This window comes from Pseudomonas sp. LBUM1640 (genome assembly GCF_059716225.1).
The window spans coordinates 3,346,193-3,363,188 of the sequence record NZ_CP166816.1 but is presented as its reverse complement, the minus strand read 5'-3'; the positions used below and the strand labels follow the sequence as shown (position 1 = coordinate 3,363,188).

The following is a 16,996-nucleotide window of genomic DNA, read 5'->3' as shown; positions in this document are numbered from 1 at the left end:
TCTGAAGGGAAAACAGCGGTCGTGTCAATGCAGCACCAAGTCATCGGCGACCTGAATCGGGTCCAGCAAGCGCTTGCCCGCAATGGCCGGAGCAATCAGCGATATCAGCGCCGCCAGCAACAGCCCCCAGCCCACCAGTGCCACTGCGCCGACGCGGCCATCCGCAGCGCCGGACAAGGCCATCACCAGTAAAGGGCTGGCAAACTGGCCACCGAAAAACCCCGCATTGAACAGGCCGGTGCCCTTGCCACGGTGCTCGATGCTCAAGGTCGACAGCGCCCAACTCAGCACCGTGGGCAACGCCAGGCCTCCGCCTAGACCGTTGACCATCACCGCGATGATCACCGTGCGGTAGTCCACGGCATTGGCCAGCATCAGGATGCCGACTCCGGAAGTCAGAAAACCCAGTGCCAGCAGCAGACCTGGCCCGAAACGACTCAGGCGGCGGAACAGCAGCGCACCGAGAAACACCGCTGAATGGCCCAGGCCGATCGCCATGCCGATGCGTTGCGGCGAGTCGATGCCAATGTGTTCCAGCAGGAAACCGGTTTGTACCGGCACGATAAAAAAGCCCAGCGCGACGAGAATCGTCATGGCGCAAATCACCGACAGCGAGCGCAACGGAAACGCGCTGGTTTGCGACGCCTGGACCACCGCATTGGCGCGGCGCAGCGGCTCGCTTAACGCCAAGTGCATCAGCGGTGCAAACACCAGGCCGACGATGTACAGCGCAAACGGCACGCGCCAGCCGTGCTCGCCAATGAGTCCGCCGAGCATGAAAAATGCGGTGGCCGAGAGTGAGGTGACGATGGTCTGCCACGAAAGCAATTGCACACGCTCGCGGCCGTCGTAGTAGTCACCGATCAGCGCCGTGCAGCAGGTCATGATCGCCGCCTCTGCAAGGCCCAATCCGGCGCGGCTGAGCAGGATCATGTTGAGGTCGTCCAGCAGCAACGGCAGCGGCCCGCAGATGCCATACAGCAGCATCGCCACTACCAGCAGGCGCTTGCGCCCGATGCGGTCGGAAAGCCAGCCGGCAAAGGGCGAAAACAGCGCGATCATCAGCGCCGGCAGTGTCAGCACGATGGGCACCAGCAGCCCGACATTGGCCGTGCCGGCGAAGTGTTCGGCGATACGTGGCAACACCGGCGCAATCAACACGCCGCCCAGCACCGGCAGGCAACTGCCGAGCAACAACAATATGCCCGAACCGCGCCGACGCGGCACGAGAGCGGCTTGCGAGAACTGACTCATGAGGCTTTTCCTGTTGTTGTTATCGAGTGTTCGGAAGCGTCAACTGCTGCCGGCGAGGGCAGCAGGAAATACGCCAGGGCCGGCAGCAGCACCAGCGCGCCGACCATGTTCAGCAAAAACATGAACGCCAGCAGAATGCCCATGTCGGCCTGGAACTTGATCGGTGAAAACGCCCAGGTGGCCACGCCGACTGCCAGGGTCACGCCGGTCAGCATTACCACTTTGCCGGTGAACAGCAGCGCCTGGTAATACGCCTGGGACAGGTTGTCTCCGGCCTTGCGTCGCGCCAGCAGAATGCTCATCACGTACAGCGCATAATCCACGCCGATGCCCACGCCCAGTGCAATCACCGGCAAGGTCGCAACCTTGACGCCGATGCCCAGCCACACCATCAGGACTTCGCACAGGATCGAGGTGAGCATCAGCGGAAGAATCACGCAGACCACCGCCGCCACCGAGCGGAAAGTCAGCAGGCACAACACGATTACCGCACCGTACACCCAGTAGAGCATGTCGTGGTTGGCCTGCTTGACCACGATGTTGGTCGCGGCCTCGATTCCGGCATTACCGGCGGCCAGCAAAAACTTCACATCCTGTGTGTCGTTGGCCTGGGCGAACGCTTGCACTTCATCAACCAGGCGCGTGAGGGTCACCGCCTTGTGGTCGCGCAGGTAGGTGTAGAGCGTGAGCGTATTGCAGCTCTGGTTGAACAGCTCGCGCGGCGCCCGCCCGGTGATCGAATTGAGCAACGCCTGGTTTTGCGTCAGGTCGTACCACTTCGGGTTGCCTTCGCTCATGCCCACCAACAGGCTGCGATTGAGGCTCGCCAGGGACGCAGTGGACTCAACGCCCGGTAACTGATGCAAGCGCCACTCCAATGCATCTATGCGCATCAGCGTGGCGTAATCGGCGCAGGCGCCTTCAGGGGTGCGCACGATCACCGCAAACACATCGCTGCTGGCACCGTAGTGCGCCACCATAAACGCGTTGTCGCGGTTATAGCGTGAGTCGGCGCGCAGCTCCGGCGCGCCGGCGTCCAGGTCGCCGACTTGCAGTTGCTGGCTGATCCACCAGCCACCCCCGCCGAGCAACGCGCTGACGATCAGCGTGACCGTCGCCCAACGGCGCTGGGTGAAGCGATCCAGGAACGCCCACAGCGCATGCTTCTGCCCGTGCCGGGCGGCCTCTTCACTGCGCAGGCTACGGGCTGCAGCGCGGGCGCTGACCCCGAAATAGCTGAGCAGAATCGGCAGCAGGATCAGGTTGGTAAACACCAGTACCGCGACACCGATGCTGGCGATTAACGCCAGGTCTTGAATGACCTTGATGTCGATCAGCATCAACACGCCGAAGCCCACTGCATCGCACAACAACGCGGTAAGGCCGGCGAGGAACAGCCGTCGAAAGGTAAAACGCGCCGCCACCTGGCGGTGCATGCCGCGCCCGATGTCTTGCATGATGCCGTTCATTTTCTGCGCGCCGTGGCTCATGCCGATGGCCAACACCAGAAACGGCACCAGCACCGAATACGGGTCGAGCTCAAATCCGAGCAACGCCACCAGGCCCAGTTGCCACACCACAGCGATCAACGAGCAGGCCATCACCAGCAAGGTGCTGCGCAGGCAGCGGGTGAACGCGTAGAGCATCAGGGTGGCGATCACGATCGCCGCGGCAAAAAACAGCAGCACCTGGCGCAAGCCCTCGATCAGGTCACCGACCACTTTGACGAAACCGGTGATGTGCAGGGTCAAGCCCTGCGCCTGGAACTCGGCACGCAGTTGCTCCAGTTGTTGCGACAAGGCGCTGTAGTCCAGCGGCTTGCCGGTTTGCGCGTCGATGTCCATCAACGGTACGAAGATCAGGCTGGAGTGGCCGTCGAGAGCGATGGTCTGGCCGATCTCACCCGAGCGCGCAGCATTCAGGCGCACGGTTTCCAGGCTGCCGGGCGAGCCGTCGTAGTCGTCGGGGATCACTCGACCGCCTTCCACGCCCTCTTCTGTCACGGCCATCCAGCGCATGTTGGGGGTCCACAGCGACTTCATGAAAGGCCGGTCGACACCCGGCAACAGGAACACTTTGTCGTTAAGACGCGCCAGCAACTCCAGGTAGTGCGCGTCATAGATCGAATCGCCGGGCGCTTCGACGGCGATGCGCACGGCATTGCCCAGGCCGGTGAGCTCCTGTCGGTTGGCCAGGTAGTTGGCGATGTAGGGATGCCCAGTGGGAATCATTTTTTCGAAGCTGGCGTTAAGCCCCAGGCGCGTGCTCGCGGCGCCCAGGCCGAGGGTCAGCAGCAGGCACAGCCACAGCACCAGGCCGCGATGGTTGAACAACGCGCGTTCGACCAGCGAACCGGAACGACGGTCGAATGCCTGGAGATTCTGTAGCGCGGGATTACTCAGATCGGTCATTGCGCTTTCACCTGTTCCACGTGCTGGATGCCCCGTGCGCCTACCGTGATCCATTGGCCGTCTGCCGCCTGGGCAAATGCCGCCACGGCGCTCGACTGCCCTTGCTCACGCAGCGCGGCGCCCGGCGTGCTGAGCAGCAGATGGCCGCCCTGGTCGGCGAGCATCACGCCTGCGCTTCCCAGCGAACGTGCCGCCATAACGCTGCTGTTGAAAGGATTGCTCACGGCTTGCCAGTGCTCGCCTTGATCGTTGCTGCGCCAAACGTTGCCCTTCAGACCGGCGACTAATACGTCGCCATCCGGGGCCAGGTCGACGGCAAAAAAACTGCCGTCATAGGGGCTGTTCAAGCGGGTGAAACTCGTGCCACCGTCCGCCGATGTCCACAGGGCGCCCTGTTCGCCGGCGATGTAGATACGCGGGCCCTGGGCGGCGATTGCGTACAGGTGATTGCCCGCCGGGTTGGGCAAGCGGTCGACCCAGGATTGCCAGGTGGCACCGCCGTCCGTGGTGTGCAGGATCAGACCGAAGGCGCCCACCACGGTGCCTTCGCGGTCGTTGCTGAAGTGAACTGCCAGCCAGGGTTTGTCGGCACCGTCGGCGACGAACCCTTGAGCAGTTTTGAGCTGCTGCTGATTGCCGGCAGGCACCGCATCAAGCACTCGTTGCGCGGCGAGTTTGCCGTCAAGCTGAAGCGTCCAGTGCTCACCGGCATCGACGGTGTGCAGCACCACGCCCGCATGCCCGACCGCCCAGCCTTGCAAAGCAGAAGCAAAGCTCACCGACGTGAGGCTCACGCTGGCAGGTACCGAGGCTTGGCGCCAATGTTGGCCGTTGTCGTCCGAGAGCAGTATCAGCCCTCGCTCGCCTACGGCCACCAGGCGGTTGCCGGCGCGGGTGATGTCGATCAGCACCGCCCGTTCCGGCGCGCTTACCTTGAGTGCCGGGCGCAGCAATACATCGCTGACCGGCGCTTCACCGGCCTGGGTTGCCAGGCTCACACCGAGCAGTCCCAGCGCCAGCCAGAAGGGATAACGAGGCATCAACGCACACCATCGGCAGCCAGGCCGTCCGGGCTGAAATCACTGTCGGGGAACGGCGCGACGACATCGTTGTGCACGCGTTTTTCGGTGACCACGTTGTGGGCCATCCAGGCACCGGTTTGCAGGTCGTACTGGCCGTACAAACCGCGCACCAGCCCGGGCAATTGCGGCATCAAGTACGGAAGCTGGAAGTAGGTGCGCCAGAGTTTTTGATTGGCGTCCCAACTGTCGCCGAGCACAGCCATCCAAGTGTCCTCGTCTACATACAAGCGGCGCTTGGGCATGCTGTGGCGCTTGCCTGCAACCAGATTGCCTTCGATCACCCACACGCGGTGCAGCTCCCAACGCATGTGGTCGGGGTTGAGGAAGCGCTCGCTGAGGACGGCATCATCCTTGGCCGGTTGCAGGATCTTGTTGCTGTTGTACGGAATCAGCATTTCCTGCTTGCCGACGATCTTCCAGTCGTAGCGGTCCAGCGGGCCGGTGAACACCGAGACTTCGTCGAAGTTGGCCACGCCGGAACTGGTAGGCGTCGGTGTGTCATACGACGAGACTGGCAACTTGCGCACCCGGCGCTGGCCGGCCAGGTAGACCCAGGATTGCGGGCCGCCGTTGGCGTAGTCCAGCGGTTCGCGGCCCAGCAGCGCTTCACCGACGCGTTGCGGCGGGCCGAGGTTGACCAGCCGAGTCATCCAGTACACGCCCTTGTACTCGGTTTTGCCGTCCTGGAAGTAATACGGCATCTCGCGCTGTGCCTGCACGGTGGCTGACAGGATGCGCTGGCCACTGGCGGTGATCACATACACGTTGTAGTCGTTTTTCCAGGCCACGCCGCGCCAGCTCAGGTGATGGTTCCAGATAACCTCGGCGCCGTTGGTGGGGATCGGAAATGGAATGCCGCCGCTGGCGCCTTCCAGGGTGTTGCCCTGATTGGTCAGGTGCGCGCTGGTGGCGTTTTTCAGGGTGTTGTCGTAGACCCATTGCGGCGCGGCGGCGGTGCGCCGGGTCGGGTACACATCGATACGGTAGGTCGGGTATTTGGCGAACAGCGCTTTTTGCCCGTCGCTGAGTTTGCCGGCGTACTGCGCAACGTTTTGCGCAGTGACCGAGTACAGCGGTTTGTCATTGGCAAAGTAGTCCGGCAGCCGCGGCCCCGGGTTGACGCCAGCCGGTACTTGGGTAAAACCCTTGTCCCAGGCGGGAATACTGCCATCGGCGTTGCCGGCGCGCTCGGCGCCCAACGGGGTCAGCGTGGACTTGAGTTGCTGGGCTTGGGCATCGGTCGCCGCCCAGCCTGAGGGCGCAATGGCCACTAGCAAACCCGCGAGCATCAACGGTTGGAGTTTCATGAAACGCACCTCTGTTTATTATTGTTGTGCTGCTGTGCTTAGAACGATCGCTGGACGGTAAAGGCAATGAAGTCGCGGTCCTTGAGCGGTTGCCCGTAAGTGTTGGCATTACGGCTGTCCAGGAAGTTATCGCTGCCGCCGATATAGCGCGTGTAGTTGAGGCCGGCCTTCCAGGTTTGCAGGTACTCAAGCGCTACGCCGAGACTCACGTCACCGCCCTTGTCGCCCACGCCGTTGTTGAACTTGCTGATGACAGACGAGCGTCCCTTGGGGTTGTAGCCAAGCCCAAGGGGCACACTCAGGTCGACACCGGGGTACACCTGGAAAAAGTTCGGCGTGAAGCTCATCCGCAGGCCCCAGGCATCGCGCTCACTGTTGGGGTCCAGCGCGGCGGCGTTTTTGGTGATGCTGGTGCGTCGGTGCCACGCCACTTCGCCGGCCAGGCTGGCGGAATCCCAAATGCCATTGCTGTTGAACGAGTAGAGGCTGGAGAGCTGGGCGTGCAGCGAGTTGCCTACGGCATACAAGGCATGGCTGTCGTTGTCTCCCAGGCCCGTCGGGTTCGCCTGGGAGAGGCTGACCAGCGGCGTATTGCGCCGCACCGAGACTTCGCCGGCGACGTTGGCGTCGCCCACCGAGGTACTGAAGCTGGCGCCAAAGGCGCGAATCCCTTCGGCGTACACCAATTCATACTCACCCAACTGGCCGGTCTGCACGTTAGGACCGGTAGCATTGGTTCGCGTGTAAATCATCGGGTCCTTGGCGTGGTAGCGGATCGCGTACAGGCCAAAATCGGTGTTCCAGTCCTCTGGTGAAAAACGTATCGACAAACCGTACTGCCCTTTGTCGTCAGCCTTGATGTCCTTGCCGCGAAAAAACGCCAGGGGTTGTCTGTTGGGGCCGATCGGGCCGCCGACAATCAAGCGCTCGCCGCCCTCACCCACGGCATCCGAGGTGGAAAAGTAACTGCCTACAGCGGGGATACGGTTCTCTTCCCACGCAAACTGGTAGTACCCGGCCACCGATATGTTCGGCCGCAGTTGAATCTGCCCGGAAAACTGATTGACCGGGCGAATCAATTCCTTGAACGGGGTATTGGGTACCGAGGTGGCCTTGATGATGTCCACCGGTGCTTGTCCGCCCGCAATGCCGTTGGCACCGAAGAACAGGCTTTCGCCCCACAGCACGGTGTGCCGGCCCAGGCGGAAGCTGGTGGGCAGTTCGCCGAGGTTGCCCTTGCCGAAGACAAACGCATCGAGGATCTCGGCATCGCTGCCGTGCAGCTTGCGGGTATCGTCAGTGAAGTGGTCATAACGAACTGAACGCTGGTTGGCGGTGGCCGCAGAATCGTTGTCGTTGCTGCCTTCGTAAATGCTGTCATACCAGCCAGCCGCACTGACGCGGGCGCCGAAGTTGTTATAACGCGCATCGAATTCGGACAGGATATTCAGCCGATTGGAGATCAGGCCCTTGTTGAAGTTGCGGTCGCTGTCGTCTTGGTTAACCGCGCTGACGAGCTTGCTGTCACGGTCTTTGACGCGCCAGGCGGCGTTGTACTTGAGGGTGTTGTCCCAGCGCAGGCGCAGGTCAGAATCACCGGTATCGATTTCAAAAGCACCCGCCTGTGGCAGGTAGCCAACAGCGGCGATTGCGGCAGCCAACGCGGCCGTCTGGCGGCAGCTCATAGGTATCCGTCTCATTTGTTCCAACCTCTGACTTGTTATTTTTGTCTTTAAAGGTCTGTTGCGAACATGCGTACATGCAGTTCTTGAGAAGGATGATAGGGACGGCCAAACAATCCGAACAATCGATTATCGGGATGCTATTCATCCAAAAAAAATGATACAACGCAGCAGGCTCATCCCGGAGGCATCGCCATGCGTTTTCATCACTTGGATTTGAATTTGCTGGTGGTTCTCGACACCTTGCTCACGGAACAAAACATCACCCGCGCCGCCGAGCTTCTGAATGTCAGCCAGTCAGCCGCCAGCGGTTTGCTGGCCCGATTACGAGAGTATTTCGATGATGAGTTGCTGGTGCAGGTAGGTCGCAAAATGCTGCCGACGCCGCTGGCGCAGAGCCTGGCGGAACCGGTGCGACGGGTGCTACTGGATATTCAGTCAACCATCGTCAACAAACCGGAATTTGACCCGCGGACCTGCAAGCGTCACTTCAAGCTGATCGCCACCGACTTTGTAACCACCGTGATTCTCGGGCCTCTCACTCAGCGGCTGCAGCAACGAGCGCCACACATCACCCTCGACATTCAGCATGCTTCCGATCGCTACAACCAGATGCTGACCCAGGGCGAGGTGGATTTCGTGATCATGCCAGATCAATACCTGTCGAACCTGCATGCCAAGGAGTTGCTGTTCGAGGATGACTACCAATGTGTGGTCTGGTCGCAAAATACTCTGGTAGGCGAGCAGTTAAGCTTGGAGGAGTACCTGAAACTGGGCCACATTGCCGTCAACTTCGGCAGTGCGCGCGAGCCGAGTTTCAGTGAAAAAATCCTGCAGGGTTATGACCACGTGCGACGGGTTGAACTGACCACCAGCAGCTTCAATACGGTGCCACATCTGCTGGTGGGTACCCAGCGGGTCGCGGTAATACCACGCAGCTTGACGTCCCTGTATGGCGAATTCCTGTCATTGCGAGCGCTGGCGCCGCCGTTCGAAATGCCCTTGCTGCGTGAATTCACCCTGTGGAATAAAGTGCTCGACAGTGACCCGGCACATCGTTGGATACGCAATTTGCTTCAGGAAATCGCTGCGGAATATACCCTACGCACGGCCAAGCTTCACCGCTCGTATCATCCTGAACGTAAAGGTTAGCTAAACGCAGTATTTCTCCATGCAGAGGAACTACGCACTACGGGTGCTGACGTGGCGCTCTTGCCGCCACTGCCCGGGAGCCTTTCCGGTGACTGCCTTGAATGCTCGGCTGAGCGCAACATCGGAGCCATAGCCGGTCTGTTCGGCCACCGCCGCAATAGAGTGACCGGCTGCCAGTAAAAGCTTGGCTTGGTAGATACGCCAGGTACCGATGTAAGTCATCGGCGGCACACCAATGACAGACTTGAAGAGCGCCGCGAACGAAGAGCGCGACATCGCCGCATCCCGGGCGAGGTGCTCTAACGTCCAGGGGCGGGCCAGGTCAGCATGAATCTGGTGCAGCGTCCCGGCAAGCTGGTGGTGGCTCAGGCCGGCAAGCCAGCCGTCCGGCATATTGCCCTCGGAGGCCGCCCATAGCCGGATCGCCTGGATGAACACAACGTCCAGAAGCCGGCTGACGATATACGGTGCGCCGAGCCCATCCTGTGCCTCTTCTGCACCAATCTGCTCAAGGATTAACAGCATCCGCCCCGCATCAGGGGCAGCCATTGCGACATGCACGACGTTCGGCAGCAGCGCCGACAAGGGCTCGCCCGCGGCATGATCAAAGGTGAATAACGTCGAGAAGAACTCACACACCTCCCCGTCGCCACCGAAGGAAACCGTGTTTCCAGTCACGTGATCGGCCACCTCCCAACAGGGGATTGCATTGCGGCCCGGCGCATCACCAAGGATGCCCTCGACGCCTTGCTTGATGATGAGGCAATCCCCTGCGCTGACAACGACCGGAGGCTGGTCGGCCCGGGTGAACCAACACTGCCCTTTGGCGATGACCACCAACCTTGCTTGGGCACCACTGTCGAAAGAAATCGCCCAAGGGCTGTGCCCGCGCAGACGGACGAACAGCGAGCTCTCAAGGCGCATCGCATTCAGGACGGAGTTAAACGGGTTCACTCGGGCACACTTTGGACGATGGGTTAGTAATTCGATATTCCTGGCAATGGATCATCCAGTCAAGCCGAACCAATATGGTCCCACAGGCCGATAAGGCGCCCACCATTGGAAATGACATGAAGGTTTATCGTTTACAGACCATCGGCTCAATCGACGGCCTGGAGCTTTGCGAAGAGCCGGTTCCCACACCTGGGGCCGGCGAAGTTCTGATCCGGATCATGGCGACCTCACTGAACTTTCGAGACCTCGCCATTCTGAATGGTTCGATGCCCTTTGACGTGGAGAAAGGGCGAGTACCGCTGTCGGACGCGGCGGGAATCGTTGAAGCCGTGGGACCTGGCGTAACCCGCTTCGAGGTAGGTGATCGAGTGGTGAACGCCTTTGCACCGGGTTGGACCTCAGGGCCGCTTCGCGAATTCGCGCCGCAGTACGGCATTCACCTCGATGGATGGTCTGGCGAATATCGCTGCGTCAACCAGCACGAGGTCGTCGCCATACCCACGTCAATGAGTTTCGCCAATGCGGCTACGCTACCCTGCGCGGCGGTCACCGCTTGGTCTGCGTTAATCGGTGTAGGGCCGCACCAACGCGTCTTGACTCAAGGCACTGGCGGCGTATCGCTGTTCGCGGTCCAGCTTGCCAAGGCCGCCGGTGCAGAAGTGATTGCGACAACATCGTCACCAGAGAAGGCGGCACGGCTTCGCGAATTGGGTGCGGACCATGTCATCAATTATATCGAGACGCCCAACTGGGGTGAGGCCGTTAAGGCAATTGCTGGCGGTCGAGGTGTGGACCGCGTGGTTGATGTGGGCGGTCCCGGAACCTTGGCCCAGTCGGTTAAGGCCGTTGCGATCGGCGGCCAGATCTCGATGGTTGGCGTCCTGGCATCAGGCGAAATGCCTGGCTTCATGGAGATGTTTTTGAGCCAGGCACGGTTCCAGCCAATCGCGACGGGCAGCCGCCAAGATCTGGAAGATGTCATCGCAACGGTAGTTCAACACCGTCTGCAGCCGGTGATTGACCGCACTTTCGCCTTCGACGCCGCCCGCAGCGCATGGCAGCACTTCGCTACGCGCAACCTGTTCGGCAAGGTCGTCATCACGCAGGACCCGTGAATGGCCCTGAGTCAAACGTTAGGGAAGCGCTGATCAACTTGCTGCAAATGCGCAGCAAGTTGAAAACCTCGTGCCGTTCGGCGCTATTTCTCGCGAATCTAGGGAGGGTAAATCCAGGCCTTCAAGTATCGGCAGCCGTATCGAGCGCGTAGCCATGTGTTCACTGCGGTCCCACTGCAGCACGTCCACGCTTCATGAGGGCGAGCGATAAATCGAAGCCGACGCGTTCGGCGATCTCACGCTATAGATCTCTCAATCCTTAGAAAAACCCTGAAAAGCGACGCGGGAAAAAACTTTAAAACAACACTAGACGACCGGTCTAATTACAAATACAGTAGCCACACATTCACCCCACCCGACAAAAGGAATACACCAATGAACACGCGTACCAAGCTGGCCGCATTCATCTCCTCATTGGCGTTCGTCGCCCATGTCGGTATCGCCGCCGCCCAGGACGCCGCGGCATGCCGTATCGCTGGAAGTGCCATCGAGCCACGTCGCGATGCTGTCTTATCCGCAACAAGTCGCGGACCTGATCATCAAGGCCGCCAAATAATTTAACGCCGACCACGTAATAGACGACCAGTTTAATTAATCCCGCAACGCCACACTGAAAACAGGCTACTGAGCATGAAAATTCTTATGGTACTCACCTCCCACGACACCTTGGGCAACACCGGCCGTAAAACCGGTTTCTGGCTGGAAGAATTGGCAGCGCCCTACTACGCCTTTCTCGCGGCCAACGCCGACATCGTTCTGGCCTCGCCAAAAGGCGGCCAGCCACCCCTGGATCCGAAGAGCAACGAACCATCGTTCCAGACGGATGTAACCCGCCGCTTCGAGAACGATGCCGCGGCGACCGCCCAGCTCGCGAACACCGTGCGACTGGACAGCGTTTCGCAAGATGATTTTGACGCCGTGTTCTACCCAGGCGGCCACGGCCCGCTGTGGGACCTGGCGGAAGATCCAAAGTCGATCCAACTGATTGAAGCATTCCTGGCCGCCGGCAAACCTGCCGCCTTGGTGTGCCACGCGCCCGGCGTACTGCGCCACGTGAAAAAGCGCGACGGCACACCGCTGGTCGCCGGCAAAAAAGTTGCCGGTTTCACCAATACCGAGGAAGAAGCAGTCGGCCTGACCAACGTCGTGCCCTTTCTGGTTGAAGACATGCTGATCGCCAACGGCGGCCTGTACTCCAAGGGCGCTGACTGGTCCTCCTACGTGGTCAGCGACGGCCTGCTGATCACTGGCCAAAACCCGACCTCGTCCACCGAAGCCGCCCAGGTCCTGATCGCCAAGCTCAATCAACTCAACGTCATTAAATAAGTAAAACCGCCCTGTAAACGCTCTATACCGCAGTCGCCACCGCAAGCGGTGGCCATGATGGCCGCGCTGTTTCCAGCGACAAAAACTTCGACGTAAAACTGGCCACTCCAAAAGGACACCGACATGAACTGGTAATCGAAGGATCCCATCGCCCATGAAAACGCCCGACCTTTATGGTCGGCTTTTTCGTTACCGACCTACGAGACGAATGCGTGGAGCACCACTGTCAAGCCGCCGCACGAAGTGCGTAAAATCGAGACCGCTAGTAGACCGATCAACTATAACCGACTACCATTTCCCGATGAATACTCCAAAGACCCGCGAAACATCCGACGTCCGCCAGGGAATCCTTGATGTAGGCCAGCGAATCATGGCCGCCAAAGGGTACACCGCCGTGGGCTTGAACGAGATCCTGGCCGCTGCCGGTGTGCCAAAGGGTTCTTTCTATCATTACTTCGGCTCCAAAGACGCGTTTGGCGAAGCCTTGCTCGAGAACTATTTCGAGGCCTACCTCGATGATATCGATCAGAGGCTCGCTCAGCCCGACCTGACGATGGCGCAACGGCTACTGAACTATTTTCACATCTGGCAGGACACCCAGTCTTTCCAGGATTGTCAGGGCAAGTGCCTGGCGGTGAAGTTGGGCGTGGAAGTTGCTGACCTTTCCGAAGCCATGCGTGCCGTCCTCATGCGCGGTACAGCCGGAATCACAGATCGACTTGCGAGTGGAATTGAGACGGGTGTGGCTGAGGGTTCACTGATCATCACCAGTAGCCCTCACGACGCTGCGCAGAGCCTCTATCAATTGTGGGTCGGCGCCAGTGTCATGGTTAAAATTACGAAAAGTGTCCAGCCCTTCGAGACGGCGATGGCCACCACCCGCCAGATTCTCAACCTGCCTTGATTCATGCGGTGAATGGTGCCTCGCCCATTGCGGTGCGGCACTGCGCTTGAGGCATCTCACTGCTCGGGCGCTGGGTCATTCAGCGCTTCAGAGCAGGTCTGACAGGAGAATCTTCAGCTGTAGGAAAACAAACCACACAAAACAGCTGCCGCTGGCCAGGAACAGGCTAATAAGCACGAGCCGACTCCATGGGCGCATCGTGTTCTGCCACTGCGCGACAATTCGAGTGAATGCCAGCGCAGAAGCGTCGGTGCGAAACAAGTAGATCAGACCTTCTGCATAGGCAGACACCGTCAGATTCCGCGCGGTTGGTAAGCGCGATTGAAAGTCCAGCGAGTTGTCGAACCAGCGCACCACCAAGTCGCCCTCCTTGCCTTCCTTAGCCATAGCCGCCTCGCTCTTGTTCATGACGCTCAAGTGGAGGTTACGCAGTGGCGTATTAAGTGGGCAAATTCGATGCCCTGGCATGAATTCCTGGTACTCGCTGGGCTTGAAACCCACCCGCCAGAACACGGTAGATGTCAGTTGGGCATACTCATGAAATGCATACTCGAGCCGCGCGGAGGCGAAATCACCAAAGCCACCGTAGGCTGCAATGTCACCCTGGCGAGTGATAGCAAGCGCAATCTGGTGTTGATCGGACTCAGGCCTGATGCTGCCCACATCCAGCTCATAGGGTTTAATGCTCCACCAGCGTCGCAGCTCATCTTCAACGAGTGCGAGCAGCCAGCGGCGCCCTTCAATGCCAAGGTACTCATCCTTGCCGGCAAGCGTGCGTTTTAGCAGAACCGGACATCTGCACTCCAACCAAGTCACCGCCAACAAGTAGAAGCCCCCGCCGACCAGCAACCAGCTCAAAGGCCCGATCGCCGCCTCCGCGCCTTTCAGCGGGGGAGCTGCCTGAAGGAATGCGGCAACCAAGCCCCCCACCGCGGCGAGCTTGATACCGGCACCCGACTTCATCCGCGACCAGAACGCCCAACTCGTTATCTGTCGAAACCGGTGATACGCCATCTCCTGGCGCGTGTTGCGTCGCTCAGCAAGGGCAGGCCTATAGACCTCTTCATTCGGAAACTCATCGTAAAACCAGGAGATCCAACTGAACTCAAACCGCTTCTCTCGACGTTTGTAACGACGGTGCTCTTTTTCCGATTCCGCTATCTGCCGGCGCATCTCGTCGGTGAGCACAAAAGCCTTTTTAGGCTTCACGATTGAATCGCTTTGGTTGTTTTGGTTTGCGGCTTCTGTTGGCTGGTGTTCAGTTGACAATGTGTTGTTCCCTCAGCAAAAACGACGCCCCCCACGCCAACGGCGCCAACCCCAAATGCGCCGCCAACGTCTGGCCAATATCAGCAAAGCTACCCCGCTCGCCCAACCAGCCAGCCGCCACGCCTGTACCATAAGCCAATACGGGCACATGCTCACGCGTATGATCGCTGCCGGGACGAGACGGGTCGCAACCGTGGTCGGCGCTGATGATCAGCAACGTTTGCGGGTCCATCAACGCCAGTAACGCCGGCAGCCTGCGGTCGAAGGCTTCCAGCGCGGTAGCGTAACCGATGAGGTCTCGGCGGTGGCCATAGAGCATGTCAAAGTCGACGAAGTTGGCAAACACCAGGCTGTTGTCTGGCGCCTCCTGGCAGGCCCTGAGTGTGGCATCGAACAGCGCATCGTTGCCGTCCGCCTTGTACAACCGGCTGATGCCTCGGTGCGCGAAGATATCACCGATCTTGCCCACCGCATGCACGGTGCCACCGGCTTCGCAGAGACGATCAAGCAATGTCGCCGACGGCGGTGGCACGGTGTAGTCGCGGCGATTGCCGGTGCGACGAAACTCGCCTGCGTGCTCACCGGTGAACGGCCGGGCAATGACCCTGCCGACGGTGTATTCATCGCACAAATCACGCGCGATTTCACACACCCGGTACAGCTCATCAAGCCCGAAATGGCTTTCATGGGCGGCGATCTGCATCACGCTGTCGGCCGAGGTGTAGCAAATCGGCTGCTTGCTGTGGATGTGCGCCTCACCCAAGTCGTCCAGTACGGTGGTGCCCGAGGCATGGCAGTTGCCCAGGATACCCGGCAACCCTGCCCGCTCAATCAGCTCGGCCAGCAACGCTGGCGGGAAAGAGTCGACCGGCTGCTCGAAATAACCCCAGTCGAACAACACCGGCACGCCCATCATTTCCCAATGCCCGGACGGCGTGTCCTTGCCTGAAGATTGTTCCCGCGCATGGCCGAAGGCGCCGATCGGTGCCGCGCCCCCCCAGTTGCCCGGCAACGGGCCGTCACCACTGGCCGCCGCGGCGGCACCCAACCCCAACCGGCCCAGGTTCGGCAGGCACAAAGGCCCCCGGCGCAACGGCCCATCGGCATCGCCACGGGCGCACGCCTCGGCGATGTGGCGCAGGGTGTCGGCGCCTGTATCGCCAAAAAGAGCGGCGTCGGCACTGGCACCGATGCCCAACGAGTCCAGCACCAACACGATGGCCTTGCTCATAGTATTTCCTGGATCAAATCACGGGCGGCCGGGCTTTCACCGCCTAACCGATAGGCTGCGCGCAAAGCGGCTGCGCCCTGCGCGGCCTGCTCCTGATTGCGTGCGTGAACCCAACCCAGGGGCCGTTGCGCGTTTACCTGCTCACCGACAAAGGCCAGCTCGCTGAAGCCCACGGACAGGTCCAACACGTCATCTGGATGACTGCGTCCGCCCCCCAATGCCACTACCGCCAAGCCCACCGCCCGCGTGTCGATCCCGGTGACGCGCCCCTCTTCTTCGGACCACACCGGCACCGACACGGCGGCCTTGGGTAAATGCTCTTCGGCGTTGCGGGTAAAGCCCTGCGGGCCGCCCAGCGCACTGACCATTTGCTCAAATCGCTGCAAAGCCGCCCCGCTCTGCCAGGCCTGAAGCAATTGATCACGGGCCTGGGCGTCATCCCGAGCCAGGCCGGCCATCGTCAGTGCCTGGGTGGCCAGCGCCAAGGTCACCGCCCACAGGCGCTCACTGCGCACCTCGCCCTTGAGCAGGGCGACTGCTTCAGCAACTTCCAGGGCATTGCCGGCACTGCGTGCCAGCGGCTGGTTCATGTCGGTGATCAGCGCGCGGGTGTTGACCCCGGCACCGTTGGCCACCGCGACAATGCTGGTGGCCAGCTCGCGCGCCTGCTCAGGTTCGGCCATGAAGGCGCCGTTGCCGGTTTTCACATCCATGATCAAGACGTCGAGGCCGGCAGCGAGTTTTTTGCCGAGGATCGACGCGGTGATCAGATCAATCGACTCCACCGACCCGGTCACATCGCGGATCACATACAAACGCTTGTCCGCCGGCGCCAGGTTGGCCGTCTGCCCGATGATTGCGCAGCCGACTTCAGCCACCACCGTGTGCAGGCGCTCCTGGCTGGGTTGGCAGTCGTAGCCAGGGATGCTTTCGAGCTTGTCCAGCGTGCCGCCGGTATGCCCCAGGCCACGCCCGGAAATCATCGGCACGTAACAGCCGCAGGCCGCCAGCAACGGCGCGAGCAGCAAGCTGATCATATCGCCGACGCCACCGGTGGAATGCTTGTCGACTATCGGCCCCGGCAGCGCCCACTTCAGCACTTGGCCGGAGTCGCGCATCGCCTCGGTCAAGGCGATGCGTTCGCTTACGTCCATGCCCTTGATGAACACCGCCATGGCGAACGCCGCTACCTGCCCATCGCTGAGGCTGCCGTCGGCAATGCCGGCGACAAACCGTTGAATGTCCATTGCGGCCAGGGCGTGCCCGTCGCGTTTACGGCGAATCACTTCTTGTGGCAACCACATACCGT

Annotated in this window: 14 protein-coding genes and 1 pseudogene; 6 read left to right on the top strand and 9 right to left on the bottom strand. The window is 60.6% G+C overall.

Features of this window, described 5'->3' with window-relative positions; genetic code table 11:
• Positions 1-24: 24 nt before the first annotated feature.
• The 5 genes from ACA065_RS15075 to ACA065_RS15055 are packed head-to-tail and all read right to left on the bottom strand — an operon-like array spanning position 25 to position 7,754.
• On the bottom strand, positions 25-1,254 hold the full coding sequence (locus tag ACA065_RS15075; protein WP_497695211.1) for an MFS transporter: 1,230 nt from the start codon (positions 1,252-1,254) through the stop codon (positions 25-27).
• A complete protein-coding gene (locus ACA065_RS15070) occupies positions 1,251-3,665 on the bottom strand; it encodes an efflux RND transporter permease subunit (protein ID WP_497695210.1) in 2,415 nt (804 codons plus the stop codon). The genes ACA065_RS15075 and ACA065_RS15070 overlap by 4 nt, the downstream gene beginning before the upstream one ends.
• Complete coding sequence (locus ACA065_RS15065; protein WP_497695209.1) at positions 3,662-4,705, bottom strand: WD40/YVTN/BNR-like repeat-containing protein; 1,044 nt, start codon at positions 4,703-4,705, stop codon at positions 3,662-3,664. The genes ACA065_RS15070 and ACA065_RS15065 overlap by 4 nt, the downstream gene beginning before the upstream one ends.
• Positions 4,705-6,054, bottom strand: a complete 1,350-nt coding sequence (locus ACA065_RS15060) for a DUF1329 domain-containing protein (protein ID WP_497695208.1) — start codon at positions 6,052-6,054, stop codon at positions 4,705-4,707. Before ACA065_RS15060 ends, ACA065_RS15065 begins: the two co-directional genes overlap by 1 nt.
• Before the next feature lie 38 nt (positions 6,055-6,092).
• A complete protein-coding gene (locus ACA065_RS15055) occupies positions 6,093-7,754 on the bottom strand; it encodes a DUF1302 domain-containing protein (RefSeq protein ID WP_497695207.1) in 1,662 nt (553 codons plus the stop codon).
• A gap of 177 nt (positions 7,755-7,931) precedes the next feature.
• Here ACA065_RS15055 and ACA065_RS15050 point away from each other — a divergent pair, with 177 nt between their 5' ends.
• Positions 7,932-8,888 (top strand): LysR family transcriptional regulator, encoded by a 957-nt coding sequence (locus ACA065_RS15050; protein ID WP_497695206.1) that lies wholly within the window; start codon positions 7,932-7,934, stop codon positions 8,886-8,888.
• Positions 8,889-8,918: 30 nt separating this feature from the next.
• Here the strand turns inward: ACA065_RS15050 and ACA065_RS15045 are convergent, their stop codons facing one another.
• Positions 8,919-9,842: an AraC family transcriptional regulator gene (locus ACA065_RS15045; protein WP_497695205.1), complete on the bottom strand. Its 924-nt coding sequence runs from the start codon at positions 9,840-9,842 to the stop codon at positions 8,919-8,921.
• A 116-nt stretch (positions 9,843-9,958) separates the two neighbouring features.
• On the opposite strand from ACA065_RS15045, the gene ACA065_RS15040 reads away from it, so the two are divergent.
• The 5 genes and pseudogenes from ACA065_RS15040 (at position 9,959) to ACA065_RS15020 (ending at position 13,187) form a co-directional block, all read left to right on the top strand.
• A complete protein-coding gene (locus tag ACA065_RS15040) occupies positions 9,959-10,957 on the top strand; it encodes a zinc-dependent alcohol dehydrogenase family protein (RefSeq protein WP_497695204.1) in 999 nt (332 codons plus the stop codon).
• A gap of 375 nt (positions 10,958-11,332) precedes the next feature.
• Positions 11,333-11,518, top strand: a complete 186-nt coding sequence (locus ACA065_RS15035) for a hypothetical protein (protein WP_497695203.1) — start codon at positions 11,333-11,335, stop codon at positions 11,516-11,518.
• A gap of 69 nt (positions 11,519-11,587) precedes the next feature.
• Complete coding sequence (locus tag ACA065_RS15030) at positions 11,588-12,283, top strand: type 1 glutamine amidotransferase domain-containing protein (RefSeq protein ID WP_497695202.1); 696 nt, start codon at positions 11,588-11,590, stop codon at positions 12,281-12,283.
• A gap of 17 nt (positions 12,284-12,300) precedes the next feature.
• Positions 12,301-12,396, top strand: a pseudogene (locus ACA065_RS15025) (organic hydroperoxide resistance protein); the annotation flags it as partial.
• A gap of 257 nt (positions 12,397-12,653) precedes the next feature.
• The gene (locus tag ACA065_RS15020) at positions 12,654-13,187 is read left to right on the top strand and encodes a TetR/AcrR family transcriptional regulator (RefSeq protein ID WP_497695201.1); all 534 of its coding nucleotides are present in this window, start codon (positions 12,654-12,656) and stop codon (positions 13,185-13,187) included.
• A gap of 87 nt (positions 13,188-13,274) precedes the next feature.
• Here the strand turns inward: ACA065_RS15020 and ACA065_RS15015 are convergent, their stop codons facing one another.
• From ACA065_RS15015 to deoA, 3 genes are read right to left on the bottom strand one after another with little or no spacing between them, the layout of a single operon-like run.
• On the bottom strand, positions 13,275-14,456 hold the full coding sequence (locus tag ACA065_RS15015) for a hypothetical protein (RefSeq protein WP_497695200.1): 1,182 nt from the start codon (positions 14,454-14,456) through the stop codon (positions 13,275-13,277).
• Entirely contained in the window at positions 14,446-15,687 is a 1,242-nt protein-coding gene (locus ACA065_RS15010) for a phosphopentomutase (protein WP_497695199.1), read from the bottom strand. The genes ACA065_RS15015 and ACA065_RS15010 overlap by 11 nt, the downstream gene beginning before the upstream one ends.
• Entirely contained in the window at positions 15,684-16,991 is a 1,308-nt protein-coding gene (deoA, locus tag ACA065_RS15005) for a thymidine phosphorylase (RefSeq protein ID WP_497695198.1), read from the bottom strand. The genes ACA065_RS15010 and deoA overlap by 4 nt, the downstream gene beginning before the upstream one ends.
• Positions 16,992-16,996: the final 5 nt, after the last annotated feature.